The organism is Egbenema bharatensis FJBBOT/2019 (genome assembly GCF_048077055.1).
GTDB lineage: Bacteria > Cyanobacteriota > Cyanobacteriia > Elainellales > Elainellaceae > Egbenema > Egbenema bharatensis.
Window position 1 is genome coordinate 3,687,136 of the sequence record NZ_CP182236.1, and the last position, 17,597, is coordinate 3,704,732.

Below are 17,597 nucleotides of genomic sequence, written 5' to 3' on the forward strand. Positions count from 1 at the left end.
ATGAGATTAGAAGACGCTTTACCCCAGAAGGGGTCAAAAAGACGCCGTCGCCGCATTGGTCGCGGTATTGCGGCTGGGCAGGGTGCAAGCGGTGGTTTTGGCATGCGGGGGCAAAAGTCTCGGTCGGGTCGTGGTACTCGTCCTGGCTTTGAAGGGGGACAGATGCCTTTGTATCGTCGCATCCCCAAGTTGAAGCACTTTACCGTGATCAACCCCAAAGAATACACCATTATTAACGTTAGTGCTCTGGCTGATTTAGATGCCAATACCGAAGTGAATCTAGCTACGCTGATTGAAGCCGGTATTATCACATCTGATGATGGTCCCCTGAAGGTACTGGGTGATGGTGAATTATCGGTTCCCTTGACCGTTCAGGCTGCAGCTTTCACGAAATCGGCTCAAGCTAAAATTGAGGCAGCTGGTGGAAGTTGTGAAGTGGTTGGCTAGATTTCTCCAGTGTCTACTCTACTAATCTGGGTGGAGGACGATTTACACTAAGAAATAATAAAGCTTGCACTTAAGTCCCTTATCCAAAAACCCGACAAAGCTTCTAGGGACTAAACCCTTTTCAGGTTTTGAGGATATTTGCTCAACAGTGCAGTGTGAATGCCACTACACACAGAGGTAGCCTTGTATGGTTGTCAGTCGAGATAAAACTCCGACGGCTCAAGAGACATTTATGCAGATGGCGCAGGCAGCAGGACTTCGTGGTCGCCTGCTTGTCACTGTCGGTATGTTGATCTTAGTTCGTTTGGGGATCTATATTCCCGTTCCAGGGATTAATCGTGTTGCCTTTCGAGAAGCCATCCAAGCGAGTGGATTTGGTAACTTGATTGGCTTTTTGGACGTGCTTGCGGGTGGCGGTATCTCGGCACTCGGAATTTTTGCATTGGGAATTTTGCCCTACATTAATGCCTCGATCATCATGCAGTTGATGGCGGCTGCAATTCCTAGCCTAGAAGATTTACAGAAAAATGAAGGCGAGGCGGGGCGACGAAAGATTTCTCAGATTACTCGCTATGTTGCCCTTGGTTGGGCGATTATTCAAAGCATTGGAATTGGATTGCTCGTGAATAATCTGCCTGGCGTAGTGGAGAATCCTGGGCCTTTATTTGTTATCAAAGTCATCCTTGCCCTGACTGCTGGCTCTATGTTTGTAATGTGGGTCGGCGAGTTAATTACAGAGCGCGGAATTGGTAATGGTGCCTCGCTACTGATTTTTGTCAGTATTGTTTCGACTTTACCGGCTTCGATTGGAGCGACGATCGATCAGGTACAGAGCAATGCTAGCCGTAACCTGGTAGCAGGTGTTGTGATCCTGGCTTTAGTCTTTTTGGCAATGATTGTAGGGATTGTCTTTGTCCAGGAAGGAACCCGGCAGATTCCGATTATTTCGGCTCGTCGTCAGGTGGGACGGCAGATGTATCTGGAGAAGAAAAGTTATTTGCCCCTACGCCTGAACCAGGGTGGTGTGATGCCGATTATCTTTGCGTCTGCCGTCCTGTTTTTGCCGCTGACGCTACTGAACCTGCCGTTCCTTCAGAACAATGAGTTCCTGGCGAGAGCAATTCAGTATCTGCAACCGGGTAGCTGGGCGTATGTAGTCCTGTACCTGTTACTGATTTTGTTCTTCAGCTATTTCTACGCTTCCCTGGTGATTAACCCAGTGGATATGGCTCAAAACTTGAAGAAGATGGGAGCCAGCATTCCTGGAATTCGTCCAGGTAAAGCGACTAGTGAGTATCTGGAGCGGGTTTTGAATCGTCTGACCTTCCTGGGAGCAGTTTTTCTGGGTCTGGTTGCCATTATTCCTACAGCGGTTGAGGGGGCAACGCGGGTGACCACGTTCCAGGGTTTGGGCGCAACCTCGCTACTGATTCTGGTAGGGGTTGCGATCGACACCGCTAAACAGATTCAAACTTATGTGATCTCTCAACGCTACGAAGGAATGGTGAAACAATAGTGACTCGATTGATTTTCCTGGGGCCCCAGGAGCAGGGAAGGGAACTCAAGCTCAGACGCTGGCTCATGCTGAGCATATTCCTCATATTTCGACAGGTGATATCTTGCGAAGTGCGGTTTCTCAGCAGACTGAGTTGGGAAAGAAAGCCCAGTCTTACATGGATGAGGGCGAGCTTGTGCCTGACCAACTGATTTTGGAAATGGTGCGCGATCGACTAGAGCAGCACGATGTAGATGCTGGGTGGATCTTAGATGGATTTCCCCGGACAGTTGCCCAGGCAACCTTTCTTGATCAGTTGCTTCAGGAAATGCATCAATCCTGTGACTGGGTCGTCAATTTTGATGTGCCCGATGAAACTTTAGTTCAGCGACTGTTAGGACGTGGGCGTAAGGATGACACGGAGGACGTGATCCGCCATCGGCTAGAAGTTTATCGCCAGCAAACGGCTCCCCTCATTGATTTCTATCGTGAGCGCAACCAGCTTGTTTCCGTAGATGGAGATCAATCCATTGATCAGGTAATGACTGAGCTACAGCAAGCTATTCACGCTTAAGCAAAACCAAAACCTTTGATTCAGAAGCGATAGGCAGGGAGAGCTAAGGTTAGCACGATGCTAGCTTCAATTGGCTCTCCTTTTGCCTGGAGATAGATCCCAACCTTTGTAAACATTTGTTAGGCTTTAGAAGGAATCAGGGGACGCAAACCACTCCTATGGACGACTTGTAATCGTCCGCTGGTCGATATTGTGGACTCTGGTTTATACACCAGGAAATAATGTTGAATAGGTCTTTGATTCTTTCAGACCCAGCTTGACTATAATTTTCACGTTGTTGAGTTTAAAGAGGAACGTAAATTGTCTAAACAAGATTTGATCGAAATGGAAGGAACGGTTACGGATTCACTGCCCAATGCCATGTTTCGGGTTGATTTGGACAACGGATTCAACGTGCTAGCCCATATTTCAGGCAAAATTCGCCGCAACTACATCAAAATTCTGCCGGGCGATCGCGTCAAAGTTGAGCTTACTCCCTATGACTTGACCAAGGGAAGGATCACCTATCGCTTACGCAAGAAGTAGAGTAGGGCCTGATGGGAACGGCGGGTGGGCAGCGAACAGGCGGGGAATGAACAACCGTCACCCGGCATAAATTGAAAAGCGGAAGTCGAAAAACTTCTTTATAGGTTTGTCAAAGGCATAAAAAACTGCTATCATATTACTTTTGTAGTCATTGTGTTTGTAGGACATGAAAGTCCGAGCATCTGTTCGTAGAATCTGTGAGAAATGCCGCGTCATCCGTCGTCGTGGCAGAGTAATGGTGATCTGTTCAAATCCTAAGCATAAGCAGCGTCAGGGATAAGGTTACATTAACGTACCATTGTCCCATCCTCGTTGTAGCATATGGTTTCTATGCTTTTGCTGGGTGTCTTGAGATAGAGAAGAGAAAAGCAAACTGGAGAGAGTTGAAGCGTGGCACGAATTGCCGGAGTTGACCTTCCACGAGACAAGCGTGTTGAGATAGGTCTGACATACATTTACGGAATTGGATTAACCCGATCCAAGCAAATTTTGGAGGCAACCAGCATCAATCCTGATACTCGTGTGAGGGATTTAAGCGATGCTGAAGTTGCTTCCCTAAGGGAAGAAATCGAAACCAACTACCAGGTTGAAGGGGACTTGCGTCGATGGGAATCGATGAACATCAAGCGATTGATGGACATTGGTACGTATCGAGGTCGTAGACATCGTATGGGGCTTCCAGTTCGGGGTCAGCGCACTCGAACCAATGCTCGTACACGGCGAGGGGTTCGTCGCACGGTAGCTGGTAAGAAGAAGGCAGCAGCTAAGAAGTAACGGCTTCAACTGGTTTTCAGCAGTCAACTTCTAGGGTTGGCTGCTGCGTTAGATTGTCTAGTTAACTATTTACCCTGGCGATCGGCGATCAAGTTGTTTCCCTCAGCAGATCGTTAATCAGAGCATTGGCTGTGCTTCAAGACTAAGCTCGTGACTCACGAGTGTCAACTTAGCAGAAATCTTTATTGAGATGTAAACCGAACTATGGCGCGACAACCTGCAAAAAAATCTGGATCGAAAAAGCAAAAACGGAACGTACCCAACGGAATGGCCCACATTCAGTCTACGTTCAACAACACGATCGTCACTATCACAGATGCCAACGGCGAAGCGATCTCGTGGGCCTCTGCTGGTTCCAGTGGCTTCAAGGGGGCAAAGAAAGGTACTCCCTTTGCAGCTCAAACGGCGGCTGAAAATGCGGCTCGTCGGGCGATTGATCAGGGGATGCGACAACTTGAAGTGATGGTCAGTGGCCCTGGTTCAGGGCGGGAAACCGCGATTCGAGCTTTGCAAGGGGCTGGATTAGAGATCACTCTGATTCGAGATGTTACCCCCATTCCGCACAATGGGTGTCGTCCTCCAAAGCGTCGTCGAGTCTAGAAGCTAATTTTGGCTTTTGGCTAGGTTTGAATAAAGCGCGATCGTGCAATCACAATGCAACTGCAGCGTGAAATTTGGAAGGCTAGGACATAATTTCCTGGGGCGAAGGAAGAGGGAGGCTGGACTGTGGCACAGTTTCAAGTTGAGTGCATAGAGTCTGATACCGGAGATGACCGGAGTTCGTATAGTAAGTTTGTTTTAGAGCCGCTGGAACGGGGGCAAGGGATTACGGTTGGCAATGCCCTCAGGCGGGTTTTGCTCTCCAATTTGGAGGGGGCAGCCATCACTGCGGTTCGGATCGCAGGCGTTACCCACGAGTTTATGACAATTCCTGGGGTTCGAGAAGATGTCCTGGACATTCTGCTCAACATGAAGGAGGTCGTACTCAAGAGCTATTCAAATCAACCCCAGATTGGTCGCTTGCGGGTTGAAGGCCGGCCACGGTAACGGCAGGCTACTTTGAATTGCCGTCGGAAGTAGAGGCAATTAACCCGGAGCAGTATATTGCCAGTTTATCTCCAGGTTCTACTTTGGAGATGGAGTTTCGGGTTGAAAAGGGCGTTGGCTATCGGGCGATCGAGCGGGGGCGGGATGAATCTTCCGCGTTGGACTTCCTGCAAATCGACTCGGTTTTCATGCCGGTTCGCAAGGTGAACTACACGATTGAGAATGCTCGAGTGGGCGGGTCGTTGGAAAAAGATCGCTTGATTATGGAGGTCTGGACCAATGGGAGTCTAACCCCACAGGAAGCTCTCAGTCAGGCTGCAAAAATTCTAGTCGATCTATTTGATCCACTGCGGGAAGTTGACTTCTCTGAAACGGAACTGCTTGAGGAAGGGTCTGATGATCCAACCAATCAAATTCCGATCGAAGAACTTCAGCTTTCAGTCCGGGCTTACAACTGCTTAAAACGGGCACAAATTAATTCCGTAGCAGACCTTTTGGACTATACCCAGGAAGATCTGTTGGAGATTAAGAACTTCGGAGCCAAGTCTGCTGAAGAAGTGATTCAAGCGTTGCAAGATCGGTTGGGGATTACATTACCCCATGACAAATCTTCGAGGTCAACTTAGTGACCTCACGGTTCTCGTCTTAGGACGATGTTGCCAGTTCTACTGTAGTTGATGATTAAGTTTGATTATTATGCGTCATCGTCGTCGTGTACCTCAACTTGGTAAGCCCGCAGATCAGCGCAAGGCCCTCCTCAGGGCTTTGACGACTGAACTGATTCGTAATGGCAGCATTACGACTACTAAAGTTCGAGCAAAAGCAGTTCGCTCTGAAGTAGAGCGGATGATTACCCTTGCCAAAGATGGTTCTTTGGCATCCCGGCGGGAAGCGTTGGGATATATCTACGACAAGCAGTTAGTTCATGTCCTGTTTGATCAGGTCAATGAACGCTACGGCGATCGAAACGGTGGATACACTCGGATCTACCGCACGGTCAACCGTCGTGGAGACAATGCTGAAATGGCGATCATCGAACTCACTTGAGTTTTATTGCAGGTCGTAGCAGCACATCTCATGAACGTAAGCTCATCTACCCATGACTTCTCAAACCAAAGTGAAGCTACTTCACTGGAGAAGCCGAACCGGATTGCCCTGGTCATTCAGTACTTGGGCACTTGCTTTCATGGTTGGCAGCGGCAACTCCACCAGCGAACCGTACAGGAGGAAATTGAGCAGGCGATCGAATCTGTATTGGGGTATCACGTCACGCTGCACGCAGCAGGACGAACCGATGCGGGCGTTCATGCCGCAGCTCAGGTCGCTCACTTTGATGCTTTGACTCAGATTCCAGCTCATCGCTGGGCTAACGTTCTGAATAGTCGGCTGTCCGATGATATTCACATCCGAGCATCAGCAGAAGTCAGTCCAACCTGGCATGCTCGATTTTCAGCATCATGGCGGCGCTATCGTTACACCATCTACACCGATGCGCGCCCTAATCTGTTCGTCCGACCCTTTGTTTGGCACTACTACCACTCTCCCCTGGACACATACTTGATCCAGGAGGCATTGAAACCGCTAGTGGGCCGCCATCATCTCGCAGCATTTCATCGAGCTGGTTCTAAGCGTCCCCACTCCTGGGTTGATGTTCAGGCAGCGGAATGTAATCGGCAGGGGACACTAGTTCACATTGAATTACAGGCGAGTGGCTTTCTGTATGGCATGGTGCGCTTGATGGTGGGAATGCTAGTTGAAGTCGGTAGTGGGGAACGCTCACCTGCATCTTTTACAGAGATATGGATGCAGCAACGACGAGATTTAGTCAAGTATGCAGCTCCACCCCAGGGACTCTGTTTGCTGCGGGTGGGATATCCTGACTTTCCCTTCGCTCCAGACATTTGGTACGATACGCAGCCCAAATTTACCTTTGCCTCCGCTCAACCGGCCTGCCATACAATGTGAGCTTTTTGTACGAACCCTTGAAGTGTTATTGAGAAGAATAAAGCACACCATGACTACCAAAACCTACCTTCCTCCCCAGGACTCAATCGATCGCAAGTGGTACGTTGTTGATGCCGAAAATCAACGATTGGGCCGATTAGCAACTGAGATTGCGATGATATTGCGCGGTAAAAACAAGCCAACCTATACTCCCCACATGGATACCGGAGATTTTGTCATTGTGGTTAACGCTGACAAGATTGCGGTGACGGGCAGAAAAAGTAGCCAAAAGCTTTATCGTCGCCATTCCGGTCGCCCTGGTGGGATGAAAACTGAAACTTACTCCCAGCTGCAAGCTCGGATTCCTGAGCGCATCATTGAGCAAGCAGTGAAGGGAATGTTGCCGAAGAACGCATTGGGTCGCCAGTTGTTCACCAAACTGAAGGTTTACGCTGGAACGAACCATCCCCACCAAGCTCAAAAACCAGAAGTTCTAGAGATTCAAACCATTCCTGGAGGAAATCGCTAATGCAAGCTACAGAAAACGATCGCGTCATGTATTGGGGCACGGGTCGTCGTAAGTCGGCCGTTGCTCGGGTTCGGTTGGTTCCGGGAAACGGTCAAATGACCATTAATGGCAAACCGGGAGATCTGTATCTTCAGTTCAATCCTGGATACTTGTCAGCCGCCAAGGCTCCCCTGGAAACGCTGGGACTGGAAAGTGAGTACGACATTCTAGTCAATGTTCGGGGCGGTGGATTGACTGGGCAGGCTGACTCTATCCGACTTGGTGTGGCTCGTGCCCTCTGCCAGCTTGATCCCGAAAATCGCAAACCTCTGAAAGTAGAAGGCTATCTGACCCGTGATCCCCGGGCTAAAGAGCGGAAGAAGTACGGTTTGCACAAAGCTCGTAAAGCTCCCCAGTACTCGAAGCGTTAAGGCAACGGACGGCGGGCTGCTTAATCCAGCCGCTAGAATAAGGGCAGGATTTCAACATTACGGATTCAAACATTACAGAGAAACACGGCAATCATGGCTAAATCTGATATTCATCCGGAATGGTATCCGGAAGCAAAAGTCTACTGTAACGGTGAAGTGGTAATGACGGTCGGTTCGACGAAGCCTGAACTTCATGTCGATGTCTGGTCTGGGAACCACCCCTTCTTCACGGGAACTCAGAAGATCATTGATACTGAAGGGCGGGTTGAACGGTTCTTGCGGAAGTATGGCATGGTGGATACCAGCAATGCCACTTCGTCTGACAACAAACCTCAGTCGAAGAAGAAGTAGCGTGAATCGACGGAAGTGGTATTTCAGCGGTCAGCTTTGACAAGGTTCACGAAGGCTGATTGCTGGAATTTTTGCTATCTACACCGACGATTCTTTATAGGATAGGGCTACTCCTATGGCTGAGGCATATTTACTAGAAAAACTGAAGTCTGTTGAACAAACCTTTGACGAACTGACTCGCCGATTGGCTGATCCAGACATTGCCACCAACCCGACTGAATTTCAACGGGTGGCAAAAGCGCGATCGGATCTCGAGGAAACTGTCATCGCCTATACAGACTGGAAGAAAACCCAGGAAGACCTTGAGGGAGCCAGGTTGATTCTCAAGGAAGCAGGTGGTGATGCTGAATTGCGGGAAATGGCATCGTTAGAAGTTGAGGAATTGCAAAACAAGATTGGGGTGTTAGAAGAGCGGCTGAAGATCTTACTACTCCCCCGCGATCCAAACGATGACAAGAACATCATGCTGGAAATCCGGGCAGGCACCGGAGGCGATGAAGCCAGCATTTGGGCCGGTGATCTGGTGCGAATGTACTCCCGTTATGCTGAGGGGCAGGGCTGGCGCGTCAAGTTGTTGAGTGAGTCGCTGGCGGATATGGGCGGCTTCAAGGAAGCGATTCTGGAAATCCAGGGCGATCAGGTCTACAGCAAGCTCAAGTTTGAGGCAGGGGTTCACCGTGTCCAGCGAGTTCCGGTGACGGAAGCGGGAGGGAGAGTGCATACCTCAACGGCAACAGTAGCGATCATGCCGGAAGTCGATGATGTGGAAGTGGAAATCGATCCTAAGGATATTGAGCTGACAACGGCTCGATCGGGTGGAGCCGGTGGACAAAACGTCAACAAGGTGGAAACGGCGGTTGATTTGTTCCACAAGCCGACAGGGATTCGGATCTTTTGTACCGAAGAACGATCGCAGCTTCAAAACCGGGAACGGGCGATGCAGATTCTGCGGGCTAAGCTTTATGAAATGAAACTACGCGAGCAGCAGGAAGCCGTTACTTCTATGCGGCGTTCTCAGGTGGGAACGGGGGCGCGATCGGAGAAAATCCGAACTTACAACTACAAAGACAATCGAGTGACTGATCACCGGCTTGGGCAGAACTTTACGCTGAACCCTGTCTTGGAGGGAGACATTGAAACGGTGATTCAATCTTGTATTTCCCAGGATCAACAGGAACGTTTAGAGGAAATTGCAGCCTCCACTTCATCTGTGCCGTCGGTTTAATCCATCATGCAGAATCATCAATCCCCACCAGAGACTCAATGATTCTGGATTGAAATGCTTTCAATAACCTTCAACTCTTTGACCCAGTCTCCAAGCTGAGGTCAATTTTTTTGCAGTTTTTTTGCAGGAACCTTGTCACCCTACGCTCCGCCGCCAAACACTTCCACATCGCTAAACACGCAGACCGGTGAACCATGGCCCACTCTAATGGCCTGATTGGGTTCCCCTTTACCGCAGTAAGGTGTACCGTACATTTGCCAGGTTGAATCGTTGCCGATTTGCGTCAGTCGATGCCAGAATTCCGTTGTAGTCGATCGATAGTTGGGGTTACGTAACGTTTTCGTAAACTTGCCATTTTCAATCAATCGGGCATACTCACAGCCAAACTGAAACTTATGACGTTGATCATCGATCGACCAGGACTGGTTAGACTCCATGTAGACTCCGTGTTCCACATTCTGAATCAACGCTTCAAAGGAGTCTGTACCAGGTTCCAGGTTAAGGTTTGCCATCCGATCGATCGGTGGACGGTTCCAGGAGGAGGCTCGGGCACAGGCAACCCCCGGTATCCCCAACCGGGTCTGGCTCTCCAGGCTTCCCAATCCCCGCAGCAGCAACCCTTCTTTAATTAAATATTCGTGGGTAGCGGCTGTCCCCGTGTCGTCGAATTGGTAGCTGGCCAGTTCACCGGGAACCGTTGGGTTAAAAGTAATATTCATTAATGGCGAACCATAGACCAACTGCCCAAAGTCGCTCGGCTTGACAAAGCTGCCGCCTGCATAATTGCGCTCATCACCCAGAATGCGATCGAGTTCTAGAGGATGTCCAACACTTTCATGGATTTGCAGCATCATCTGATCGGGAGCCAGGACGAGCGTGGTCACCGCAGTGGGACATTCCTCTGCCATCAACAGTTCGATCGCCTGTTCGCCGATGTGCTGGGCCTGCATCCAGAGGTTTTCATCTGGGAATCGTTCCCATCCACCCTGATAACAGTTTGCTAAGAATCCATTACTCGTGCGCTGTTGCACCACTGCGCCATCCTGAGCCGTTACCCCATAATGAGTTTCCAGAATTAAGAAGCGTTGGTAAACCTCAGAACCATTGCTGCTGACTAACCAGGACTCGATCTCGTTGGTGATGGCGATCGCATTCGTCTGCACAATTTGATCAGACACCTTCAAAGTTTTGCACAGGCGGATCAGCAAATCGTTGACTTCCCCTGGCGTTAAAGCATCCAATGGTTTCAGAAACGGTGAACTATATTGTCCAACCACTTTTGGCCGAACGGCTGTTGTGAGAGGGTGAACCGCCCACTGGCTGGCTGCGATGGCCTGCCGATAGGCCGCTTTTGCCGCTGCCTGAATATTTTCCAAATTCAGTGAGTTACTGGCAGCATAACCAATTTGCCCATTGGCCAGCACCTCCACCATAATTCCCTGATTGACAGAACGGCTGTTGTTTTGAGGGACTTCGTCGCGGACATGGCGATAGTGGGCGGTTTCTTTGACGGAACGCAAACCAACCCACTCCGCAGGGACATCTAAAGAGGCGATCGCTTTTGACAGTTCAGCCAGTGATAGTTCAGCCAGCATGGATTAGCTCTACTCAATTCAGTGAATCAATTTGCGCAAAAATCTCAAAAAGGCAGTGGTCTTTGCGTCTTGAACGGTAACGACAGAACGTTATCTGACCATTCTACCTATTCAGTAACGCAGAATCGTTGGGTGGATTACGCTAAATGCTGACATTTTCCTTCTGCAATTCATTCCCTTCTGCAATCCATTCTCCAATCTCCCGATCCACTGCATCTGACGGTATGGAATTTCATGGGAGATGAGTTAATCAACCGATCAAAACCGCTGCTTCAATCACAACTAACAATCCGCACTCAGTATATCCTTTTACTTAAATCCTTCGAGTTTTTACTCCTGATCCTTACTGAAGTAATTATCATGGCCAGCTTTCGATCGCCGAATGTAGCTACCGATTGGACCACACGGACGGTTCCAGCCGTAACGGGCTCGTCATCCATACAGCCGAAGTTGGAAGTGCGAAATCTCTCTAAAACCTTCACGGTGCAGGGAAAACCGTTGCTAGTCTTGCAGGATATTAACTTACAGCTCTACCCCAGAGAGTTTGTTTGCCTGGTAGGAGCGTCAGGATGTGGTAAATCAACGCTGCTGAATATTATTGCAGGATTAGCGCAGCCGTCGGTTGGTGCAGTTTTAGTAGATGGTGAAGTTGTACTGGGGCCAGGAGCCGATCGCGGTATGGTGTTTCAGGGGTATACCCTCTATCCCTGGCTAACGGTGGCTCAGAATATTGCGTTTGGGTTAAAGCTCCGTAAACTCTCGAAAGCTCAACAACGCGAAATCGTTTCCCATTATTTAAATGTAGTAGGCCTGTCTGCCTTTGCCCAGGCATACCCCAAGCAGCTTTCAGGCGGGATGAAGCAACGGGTGGCGATCGCCCGGGCCTGGCCAATGCTCCGGAAGTGCTGCTGATGGATGAACCGTTTGGCGCACTGGATGCCCAAACCAAGGAGCAGATGCAGCAGTTTTTACTGAACTTGTGGGAGGAAACGCATACCACGGTTCTGATGATTACCCATGATGTCGAGGAAGCCATTTTTCTCTCCCAACGATTGTATGTGATGAGCCGCCGTCCAGGTCAGTTGAAGGCGGAAGTCCCGATTTCACTACCAGAACATCGTGAGCTAGACATTAAGCTAACACCCAAATTTATTGACATTAAACGGGAGGTTTTGCACACCTTGCGCGAGTGAAGTGAAAGGCGCAATTCTGCCCAGCCTTTTTCTTTGAATCCCTTTTCAGAACAACGATCTATTTGTCCTGATTTAGTTTTTGGGCTGTACTAAAGCTCGCTGTAAAATCATCCCGTCATTGCGATTTGTTTAGCATGAGTCCCATTGCTATGTAAGTAATCGGGAACAGATCTACATCAAAAAAACGCAAAACCAGGTTTTAAGTTTATTTTTCTTTCACCCGCAACCCTCTAGAATCGATTCGTCATTGTTATGTTTTGTTGCACTAACCTGAGAATTAGTGATTTATGCCTATTACCCATAATCCAGTCCTCGTTATCGTCTCAGCTTGTATTGCGATCGCCTCATCCTACCTCGCCTTAGAAACGGCAAATCGCCTGATGGCATCCCAAAAATCCAATCAGCGGTTTTGGTTAGTTGGCGGAGCGATCGCCATGGGAACAGGAATTTGGTCCATGCATTTTGTAGCAATGCTAGCCTTTTCCATTCCTTTGTATGTCACCTATGACTTACCGATCGTGCTGCTCTCTTTGCTACTAGCCATACTGGCATCTTTGCAAGCTTTATTCGTTGTGAGTCGCCCCAGTGTCAGTACGTCTACGCTACTGGGAGGCAGTGTGAGCATGGGTATCGGCATTGCGATGATGCACTATTCTGGAATGGCAGCCATGCGAATGCCAGCAACCGTCGGCTACAATTCTGGACTGTTTGCCCTATCTATCCTCGTTGCAGTGGTCGTTTCCCTGGCAGCTTTGACATTGTCCGTCATTTTCCGCGACGAAAAATTTTCCAGGCGGTTCGGTCTGAAATCGCTGGTTGCCTGCGTGATGGGAGGAGCCATCCTGTCCATGCACTACACAGGAATGTCTGCCGCCAGCTTTACACATCAACCGGAAATTGTCGTTGCCCTGTCTGGAATCGATAATGCATGGTTAGCCGCGATCGTTTGTACGTTTACCCTGCTGGTTTTGGGAGCAATGGGGGCTATGCTCTACGGTGAAGCTGGAAGCATTCGGTTTGATTAAACCTTCCCGCTATAAGGGGCTGTATCTACCAGCCTTGTCATGGAGCAAATACCAGCTTTGCGATTAGTTATCAGCAGGTATTTTAAGAACCAGTAGCCAGTTGATTCAGCTATCCGTTCATTCCTGAGAGGGTAAAGGTGAACGATCCTGGTAGGGCAACGGAACATATTGCACCGACGGGCGGGCCGCCATCGGTTGGGGATAGAGATCCATAAGTCCGTAGATTTCTCTGGGTAGTCCAACGGTAACAGGAAGCCCCAGTTCCTTCGCTACAAGCTGACTGATTCCTGTCGATGAATCATTAGAATCACCCGACTACCGCGCTTGCGCTCAAAGGTTTGAATCGCTTTGATGCGTTGAGATTGAACCGCCCGTTTTTGCAGGATTGGTTGAATGGAGATAATGACCAAAAAGATCCAAAATAGGTCAGAAAAATTCATATGATTCACCTGAGCAAGTTACCCATTCAGGATGGTTGTCCCACAGTTCCTTTCCCAATCTCAATCAGCAGACATCAAAATCCTATCAATGCTGATTGTCAACGCTGAACGTCCCTAATAACGGTATCATGATTGCTTCTCAGGCATAACCTGCTTGCAGTTGTATCCCAGGTCAAAGATTTCTTAAATTCAGGTGGCTTCACTCCATGCTGTCCATTCAAACTCAACTGTTGCAACTCCTCGATCGCTCCCTTCCCTTCCGGTTAATCATTGCCCTGGTCGTTGGTTTTCTAGCATTGTTTTTGGTACAGGAAATTGAGTCTATTCATCGGGAAACTGCCTGCTGGGGGAAAGTTCCGTTCCTGGTGTGCCTCCTGGATGAAGGGGTCAATTTAATTGCAGTGGAGAATGTGGAAGGATTTAGCATCCTGGTTGTCGCCATCACCTATCTGATCGAAAGCCGCGATCGACGGAAGAAAAAACATTATGAGGCCTGGCAGGTGGTGGACAATGCGGCCGCTGCCAAAGTGCCCACCAGCAATGCTCGGATTAAAGCCCTGGAAGACTTAAATGAAGATGGTGTATCCCTTCAGGCGATCGATATGCCCGGAGCCGATTTGCGACGAATTCAATTAGCTGGAGCCGATCTACGAGAAGCGACCCTTTCGGCAACCGATCTGCGAGAAGCGAATCTGCGCGGTGCGAATCTGGCATTGGTGAATCTGGAGGGAGCCAATCTGCGGGGATCTGACCTGAGCTATACCAACCTGGCGAAAGCCCATCTCAAAGGAGCCGACCTGACCAAGGCAGTCCTTTACGGCACGAATTTGGCCTGCGCTGACCTCAGCCGCACCATTCTGGAGCAAGCCGATCTCCGAAAAGCGATGTTGGTGGAAGCTAACCTGGCTGCGGCTAATCTCCGTTCTGCTAACTTGCAACAGGCCAATCTAACCGATGCGCGGCTGAAGGAGTCTGATTTTCGGACGGCTGACCTGAAAGATGCCAAGCTGACTGGGGCAATCATGCCAAGCGGTACGATTCACCAGTAATTGACAATCAATGTGCACAGGCGGATCCAGACTGCGCAAGCGGGAGCCAGGCACCCAGAATATAACAGATTGTTAATTCTAAAAATCGTGGATTCAATGACCTGTGCCATCGTTCTGCTTCCTTGGCTGGGCAGGCAAAATGCCTACCCCACAAGAATTTTAAGTGATTCAATTTGCACTCCTGATCAGCAACCATGGGCAGGAAATTCCCGTCCTGATCCTAGGAAATCCACTCAGAAAAGTTAATCAGACGATGGGCAGTCCATTGGCAACTTTCGCTACCCTAGTCTTAGAATTTTTTGAGTGATACTTTTTTAGAATCAGCGTATGGCTCCTTCCACTTGGGCAAACGATTTTTCAGCAACCATGCGGCACACCCTGAAGCAACCCCTGGCGGTGTCTGCAATTTTGTCTTTGGGAGCACACATTGTTCTGTTTGCAACGTTGCCCTTTTTGTCGAATGCTGCTTTTTCCGATGCGGAGCCAGAAATCCGACGGGCGGTAGACTTGATTGAGTTGACCCCAGAGGAACAGAGTCGCCTCCCGGATATGTCAACGCCGATCACGCTTCCGCCACTATTCCAGGATTCCCTGCCTGATATGTCCCTGCTGCCAGTGCCGGATCCCACCATCCCCCCACCGCCACCCAGAGGGTTCCTGTCAGAGCCATTGTTTCCTCGATCGTTTTCTACACCCGGAACCTTTCAAATTCCTGCCGTGCCGCCTGTTCCCCCCCCTGCTCCAGCTACCCCGGTTCAACCCCAACCCCCTGCCCCACCAGTCAATGCCGAGGCTGAAGCGGAGACAAGCGGGGAGGACACCTTGCCTAACGTCAACCTGCGCCGAGGACGACCCCTGGAAGACTTGCTGAACGGTGAGATTGCGGTTGATTCAGAAACGGAAGCTTCAGAAAATCCCCAAGCCGCAGCCCCTGTAGAGCCACCCCCGGTGCGATCGGATGAAGAGATTATTGCAGCCCTCCAGCAAGATGTTCGAGCGCGGCAAGAGCGGATTCGGGCCCAGCAACTTCTGAGCTACAACCCTCAGGGCACTGCTCAAGACCCAAATTATGATGCCGGACTCAGTTGGTTTGCCTGGATGGAATCCTTGATCGATGAATTTGGAGTGGATTTATCCAGCGTCAACCCAGAGAGTAACCAGTTTGAGCAAACGACGATCGCAGCCCAGTTCCCGTCTGAAGCCTGTGGTTATATTAACCAAACCCTCAGTGCGGATTATGGCGTAGTGGTTGACCAGGCAGGAATGCCGATCGAGGAGAGTCTTGCGCTGCTGCGTAATTCTGGCTATGGACTGTTAGATGTTCGGGGCACGGCGGCTGTCCTCGACAGTACGTTTGAGAACCTAACGGGTGGAAATATGCCCTATCGCGTTACAGTAGAGTTTCCCTACACCGGGAATTCCTGCGCAAATCAGGAAACCCTATCTGAATCGGCTGCACCAGGGCAGTAGGGCCAGGTCAATGGAATTTGCGGAAGCTGCCCGTATCAGGGAAATGGGTAGCTGAATCTTCATTTCTACTCCCTAACATCTGACGATTTAGCTCCAGAACTGGGATCACTAGTTCTGCTTGATTGGGAGGCAGGTGTTGGCAGATGAGACTTTGCAAAATCTGATAGGTCATATCACAACTGCGTTCAGTTCCAAAAGCCTGCATCACGCTTCTAAACCACAATAGCAATCGTTCTTTGAGCGTGTCTGGATCGTTGAGCAGCACGGTGATCGCGGTGTAACGTAATACGCGAATTGTGTCTTGCTTCCACTTGGCACTCATATCAGCATTGTTGTATCTCAATAAGTCGGGAGCAACCAACTGGATTTTGCGGTAGGTTTGCTGTAGCAGCATCAGTTCCAGTTCTTGAAGTTTCAGGTAGGTTTGAAAACGGATCTGAAACGATCGGACGTAATCAGTAATGAATTGCAGTTCTGCATCGGTGGCATAGCGACCATCGATGACCCGTTCCAGATGTTCAAACTGACTTAGCATAAAAATCAATAGCAAAAAATCAGCAACACGAACTGTTGCTCCAATCTACTCAACAATGAACAATTGGACAATTGGACAAATCATTCATTGTGATATATTTTCCAATGTGATTGTTAGCGACGAAAAGCGATCAAAAATGATTGGGGCAATTTCGTATTGTCGGGCTTATCCGTCATTTTCTTTCCACTTGCTCTGATATTTAGAACGAAAGCGAATGGGCAAACTTTCGATCTGGACAGACCGCAGCAATGTATCAGTTTTCCTTACCTAAAAACATCCAAAACCTAAAATGGGAGCATCCCAGTTTCGCAGCAACCCCTTTCCCCATCAGGGCGATCGGATAGAAAGATCTGATGGAATCAGACGTTGGAACCCACCCCTAACCCCTCCCAGGAGGGGAAACTCTAGAGAAATCCCTACTCAACCAGGAGAATGTCCATCAAATCCCCTCTTGGGAGGGGCAGGGGTGGGTTAATCTTCACCCTATTACAAAGGTGGGATGCTCCCACCTAAAATCGCTATTGCTCATATAAACAAACATAGCGAATATCAGAAGTCCGGTGGGGATCAATCGCATTCATTGCTACCGGAGTCAGGTCAATAATATGACCATTAACCCAGGGGCCACGATCGTTAATCCGCACATTCACAGATAAACCTGTATCCTGATCGATAACAGTAACCCAACTGCCCAGGGGAAGCCAGGGATGGGCAGCAGTTAATCCGCCGGGATTATAAACTTCCCCATTCGCAGTTATTCCTGAGTGATCATAATAGGTTGCAGTTCCACATTCAGTCGCAGCACTCACTGGAGCCGCTATACCAAAGCAGCTAATACTCGACATCGTCAATACTTTTAGGAACGTTAAAGCTGGTTGCATAGGTAAACTTAACAATAATTTAGATGATAGATACTCCACCTAAACTGTCACAGCCGGGTGTCTTCTGCCTGAAACTTCAGCTCTGACA

Annotated in this window: 20 protein-coding genes and 3 pseudogenes; 18 read left to right on the plus strand and 5 right to left on the minus strand. The window is 49.3% G+C overall.

Features of this window, described 5'->3' with window-relative positions; genetic code table 11:
• The 14 genes and pseudogenes from rplO (at nt 1) to prfA (ending at nt 9,321) form a co-directional block, all read left to right on the plus strand.
• Nucleotides 1-447: a 50S ribosomal protein L15 gene (rplO, locus tag ACM1PF_RS17095; RefSeq protein ID WP_416676472.1), complete on the plus strand. Its 447-nt coding sequence runs from the start codon at nt 1-3 to the stop codon at nt 445-447.
• A gap of 187 nt (nt 448-634) precedes the next feature.
• On the plus strand, nt 635-1,963 hold the full coding sequence (gene secY, locus ACM1PF_RS17100) for a preprotein translocase subunit SecY (protein WP_416676473.1): 1,329 nt from the start codon (nt 635-637) through the stop codon (nt 1,961-1,963).
• 58 nt (nt 1,964-2,021) lie between these two features.
• Complete coding sequence (locus ACM1PF_RS17105; RefSeq protein WP_416676697.1) at nt 2,022-2,516, plus strand: adenylate kinase; 495 nt, start codon at nt 2,022-2,024, stop codon at nt 2,514-2,516.
• 300 nt (nt 2,517-2,816) lie between these two features.
• Nucleotides 2,817-3,041 (plus strand): translation initiation factor IF-1, encoded by a 225-nt coding sequence (infA, locus tag ACM1PF_RS17110; protein ID WP_036002386.1) that lies wholly within the window; start codon nt 2,817-2,819, stop codon nt 3,039-3,041.
• A 166-nt stretch (nt 3,042-3,207) separates the two neighbouring features.
• Nucleotides 3,208-3,321, plus strand: coding sequence for a 50S ribosomal protein L36 (gene rpmJ, locus ACM1PF_RS17115; protein WP_190342481.1), 114 nt, complete (start codon nt 3,208-3,210; stop codon nt 3,319-3,321).
• 110 nt (nt 3,322-3,431) lie between these two features.
• Nucleotides 3,432-3,815: a 30S ribosomal protein S13 gene (gene rpsM, locus ACM1PF_RS17120; RefSeq protein ID WP_416676474.1), complete on the plus strand. Its 384-nt coding sequence runs from the start codon at nt 3,432-3,434 to the stop codon at nt 3,813-3,815.
• Between the two features lie 204 nt (nt 3,816-4,019).
• On the plus strand, nt 4,020-4,415 hold the full coding sequence (rpsK, locus tag ACM1PF_RS17125) for a 30S ribosomal protein S11 (RefSeq protein WP_416676475.1): 396 nt from the start codon (nt 4,020-4,022) through the stop codon (nt 4,413-4,415).
• A 126-nt stretch (nt 4,416-4,541) separates the two neighbouring features.
• Nucleotides 4,542-5,488 (plus strand): annotated as a pseudogene (locus ACM1PF_RS17130) (DNA-directed RNA polymerase subunit alpha).
• Between the two features lie 70 nt (nt 5,489-5,558).
• Nucleotides 5,559-5,909 (plus strand): 50S ribosomal protein L17, encoded by a 351-nt coding sequence (gene rplQ, locus ACM1PF_RS17135; protein WP_416676476.1) that lies wholly within the window; start codon nt 5,559-5,561, stop codon nt 5,907-5,909.
• A 30-nt stretch (nt 5,910-5,939) separates the two neighbouring features.
• Nucleotides 5,940-6,827 carry a tRNA pseudouridine(38-40) synthase TruA gene (gene truA, locus ACM1PF_RS17140; protein WP_416676477.1) on the plus strand — a complete coding sequence of 296 codons (888 nt, stop codon included), beginning with the start codon at nt 5,940-5,942 and terminating at the stop codon, nt 6,825-6,827.
• A 49-nt stretch (nt 6,828-6,876) separates the two neighbouring features.
• Complete coding sequence (rplM, locus tag ACM1PF_RS17145; RefSeq protein ID WP_416676478.1) at nt 6,877-7,335, plus strand: 50S ribosomal protein L13; 459 nt, start codon at nt 6,877-6,879, stop codon at nt 7,333-7,335.
• Complete coding sequence (gene rpsI / locus ACM1PF_RS17150; protein WP_416676479.1) at nt 7,335-7,745, plus strand: 30S ribosomal protein S9; 411 nt, start codon at nt 7,335-7,337, stop codon at nt 7,743-7,745. Before rplM ends, rpsI begins: the two co-directional genes overlap by 1 nt.
• Nucleotides 7,746-7,838: 93 nt before the next feature.
• Nucleotides 7,839-8,096, plus strand: a complete 258-nt coding sequence (gene rpmE, locus ACM1PF_RS17155) for a 50S ribosomal protein L31 (RefSeq protein ID WP_416676480.1) — start codon at nt 7,839-7,841, stop codon at nt 8,094-8,096.
• Between the two features lie 115 nt (nt 8,097-8,211).
• Nucleotides 8,212-9,321, plus strand: coding sequence for a peptide chain release factor 1 (prfA, locus tag ACM1PF_RS17160; protein ID WP_416676481.1), 1,110 nt, complete (start codon nt 8,212-8,214; stop codon nt 9,319-9,321).
• A gap of 140 nt (nt 9,322-9,461) precedes the next feature.
• Here prfA and ACM1PF_RS17165 read toward each other — a convergent pair whose 3' ends face one another.
• Nucleotides 9,462-10,916: a TldD/PmbA family protein gene (locus ACM1PF_RS17165; RefSeq protein ID WP_416676482.1), complete on the minus strand. Its 1,455-nt coding sequence runs from the start codon at nt 10,914-10,916 to the stop codon at nt 9,462-9,464.
• 360 nt (nt 10,917-11,276) lie between these two features.
• Between ACM1PF_RS17165 and ACM1PF_RS17170 the strand changes: the two are divergent.
• Nucleotides 11,277-12,109, plus strand: a pseudogene (locus ACM1PF_RS17170) (ABC transporter ATP-binding protein).
• Between the two features lie 287 nt (nt 12,110-12,396).
• Nucleotides 12,397-13,134: an MHYT domain-containing protein gene (locus ACM1PF_RS17175; RefSeq protein ID WP_416676483.1), complete on the plus strand. Its 738-nt coding sequence runs from the start codon at nt 12,397-12,399 to the stop codon at nt 13,132-13,134.
• A gap of 117 nt (nt 13,135-13,251) precedes the next feature.
• Here the strand turns inward: ACM1PF_RS17175 and ACM1PF_RS17180 are convergent.
• Both ACM1PF_RS17180 and ACM1PF_RS17185 read right to left on the minus strand, forming a co-directional pair.
• Nucleotides 13,252-13,404: pseudogene (locus ACM1PF_RS17180) on the minus strand (SDH family Clp fold serine proteinase); the annotation flags it as partial.
• Nucleotides 13,404-13,574, minus strand: coding sequence for an SDH family Clp fold serine proteinase (locus ACM1PF_RS17185; RefSeq protein WP_416676484.1), 171 nt, complete (start codon nt 13,572-13,574; stop codon nt 13,404-13,406). The pseudogene ACM1PF_RS17180 and the gene ACM1PF_RS17185, both read right to left, overlap by 1 nt.
• A 206-nt stretch (nt 13,575-13,780) precedes the next feature.
• Between ACM1PF_RS17185 and ACM1PF_RS17190 the strand changes: the two genes are divergently transcribed.
• Complete coding sequence (locus tag ACM1PF_RS17190) at nt 13,781-14,623, plus strand: pentapeptide repeat-containing protein (RefSeq protein ID WP_416676485.1); 843 nt, start codon at nt 13,781-13,783, stop codon at nt 14,621-14,623.
• 327 nt (nt 14,624-14,950) lie between these two features.
• Nucleotides 14,951-16,093: a hypothetical protein gene (locus tag ACM1PF_RS17195; RefSeq protein WP_416676486.1), complete on the plus strand. Its 1,143-nt coding sequence runs from the start codon at nt 14,951-14,953 to the stop codon at nt 16,091-16,093.
• Between the two features lie 7 nt (nt 16,094-16,100).
• On the opposite strand, the gene ACM1PF_RS17200 is transcribed toward ACM1PF_RS17195, so the two are convergent.
• Both ACM1PF_RS17200 and ACM1PF_RS17205 read right to left on the minus strand, forming a co-directional pair.
• Nucleotides 16,101-16,628, minus strand: a complete 528-nt coding sequence (locus tag ACM1PF_RS17200) for a phycobilisome protein (protein ID WP_416676487.1) — start codon at nt 16,626-16,628, stop codon at nt 16,101-16,103.
• A gap of 518 nt (nt 16,629-17,146) precedes the next feature.
• Nucleotides 17,147-17,509, minus strand: a complete 363-nt coding sequence (locus ACM1PF_RS17205; protein WP_416676488.1) for a septal ring lytic transglycosylase RlpA family protein — start codon at nt 17,507-17,509, stop codon at nt 17,147-17,149.
• Nucleotides 17,510-17,597: the final 88 nt, after the last annotated feature.

Bases quoted from the DNA above. Each gene is read 5' to 3' on its own strand.
- rplO (WP_416676472.1), top strand. From the start codon at position 1: ATGAGATTAGAAGACGCTTTACCCCAGAAGGGGTCAAAAAGACGCCGT.
- secY (WP_416676473.1), top strand. From the start codon at position 635: ATGGTTGTCAGTCGAGATAAAACTCCGACGGCTCAAGAGACATTTATG.
- rpmJ (WP_190342481.1), top strand. From the start codon at position 3,208: ATGAAAGTCCGAGCATCTGTTCGTAGAATCTGTGAGAAATGCCGCGTC.
- rpsK (WP_416676475.1), top strand. From the start codon at position 4,020: ATGGCGCGACAACCTGCAAAAAAATCTGGATCGAAAAAGCAAAAACGG.
- rplQ (WP_416676476.1), top strand. From the start codon at position 5,559: ATGCGTCATCGTCGTCGTGTACCTCAACTTGGTAAGCCCGCAGATCAG.
- truA (WP_416676477.1), top strand. From the start codon at position 5,940: ATGAACGTAAGCTCATCTACCCATGACTTCTCAAACCAAAGTGAAGCT.
- rplM (WP_416676478.1), top strand. From the start codon at position 6,877: ATGACTACCAAAACCTACCTTCCTCCCCAGGACTCAATCGATCGCAAG.
- rpsI (WP_416676479.1), top strand. From the start codon at position 7,335: ATGCAAGCTACAGAAAACGATCGCGTCATGTATTGGGGCACGGGTCGT.
- rpmE (WP_416676480.1), top strand. From the start codon at position 7,839: ATGGCTAAATCTGATATTCATCCGGAATGGTATCCGGAAGCAAAAGTC.
- prfA (WP_416676481.1), top strand. From the start codon at position 8,212: ATGGCTGAGGCATATTTACTAGAAAAACTGAAGTCTGTTGAACAAACC.
- ACM1PF_RS17165 (WP_416676482.1), bottom strand. From the start codon at position 10,916: ATGCTGGCTGAACTATCACTGGCTGAACTGTCAAAAGCGATCGCCTCT.
- ACM1PF_RS17175 (WP_416676483.1), top strand. From the start codon at position 12,397: ATGCCTATTACCCATAATCCAGTCCTCGTTATCGTCTCAGCTTGTATT.
- ACM1PF_RS17185 (WP_416676484.1), bottom strand. From the start codon at position 13,574: ATGAATTTTTCTGACCTATTTTGGATCTTTTTGGTCATTATCTCCATT.
- ACM1PF_RS17190 (WP_416676485.1), top strand. From the start codon at position 13,781: ATGCTGTCCATTCAAACTCAACTGTTGCAACTCCTCGATCGCTCCCTT.
- ACM1PF_RS17195 (WP_416676486.1), top strand. From the start codon at position 14,951: ATGGCTCCTTCCACTTGGGCAAACGATTTTTCAGCAACCATGCGGCAC.
- ACM1PF_RS17200 (WP_416676487.1), bottom strand. From the start codon at position 16,628: ATGCTAAGTCAGTTTGAACATCTGGAACGGGTCATCGATGGTCGCTAT.
- ACM1PF_RS17205 (WP_416676488.1), bottom strand. From the start codon at position 17,509: ATGCAACCAGCTTTAACGTTCCTAAAAGTATTGACGATGTCGAGTATT.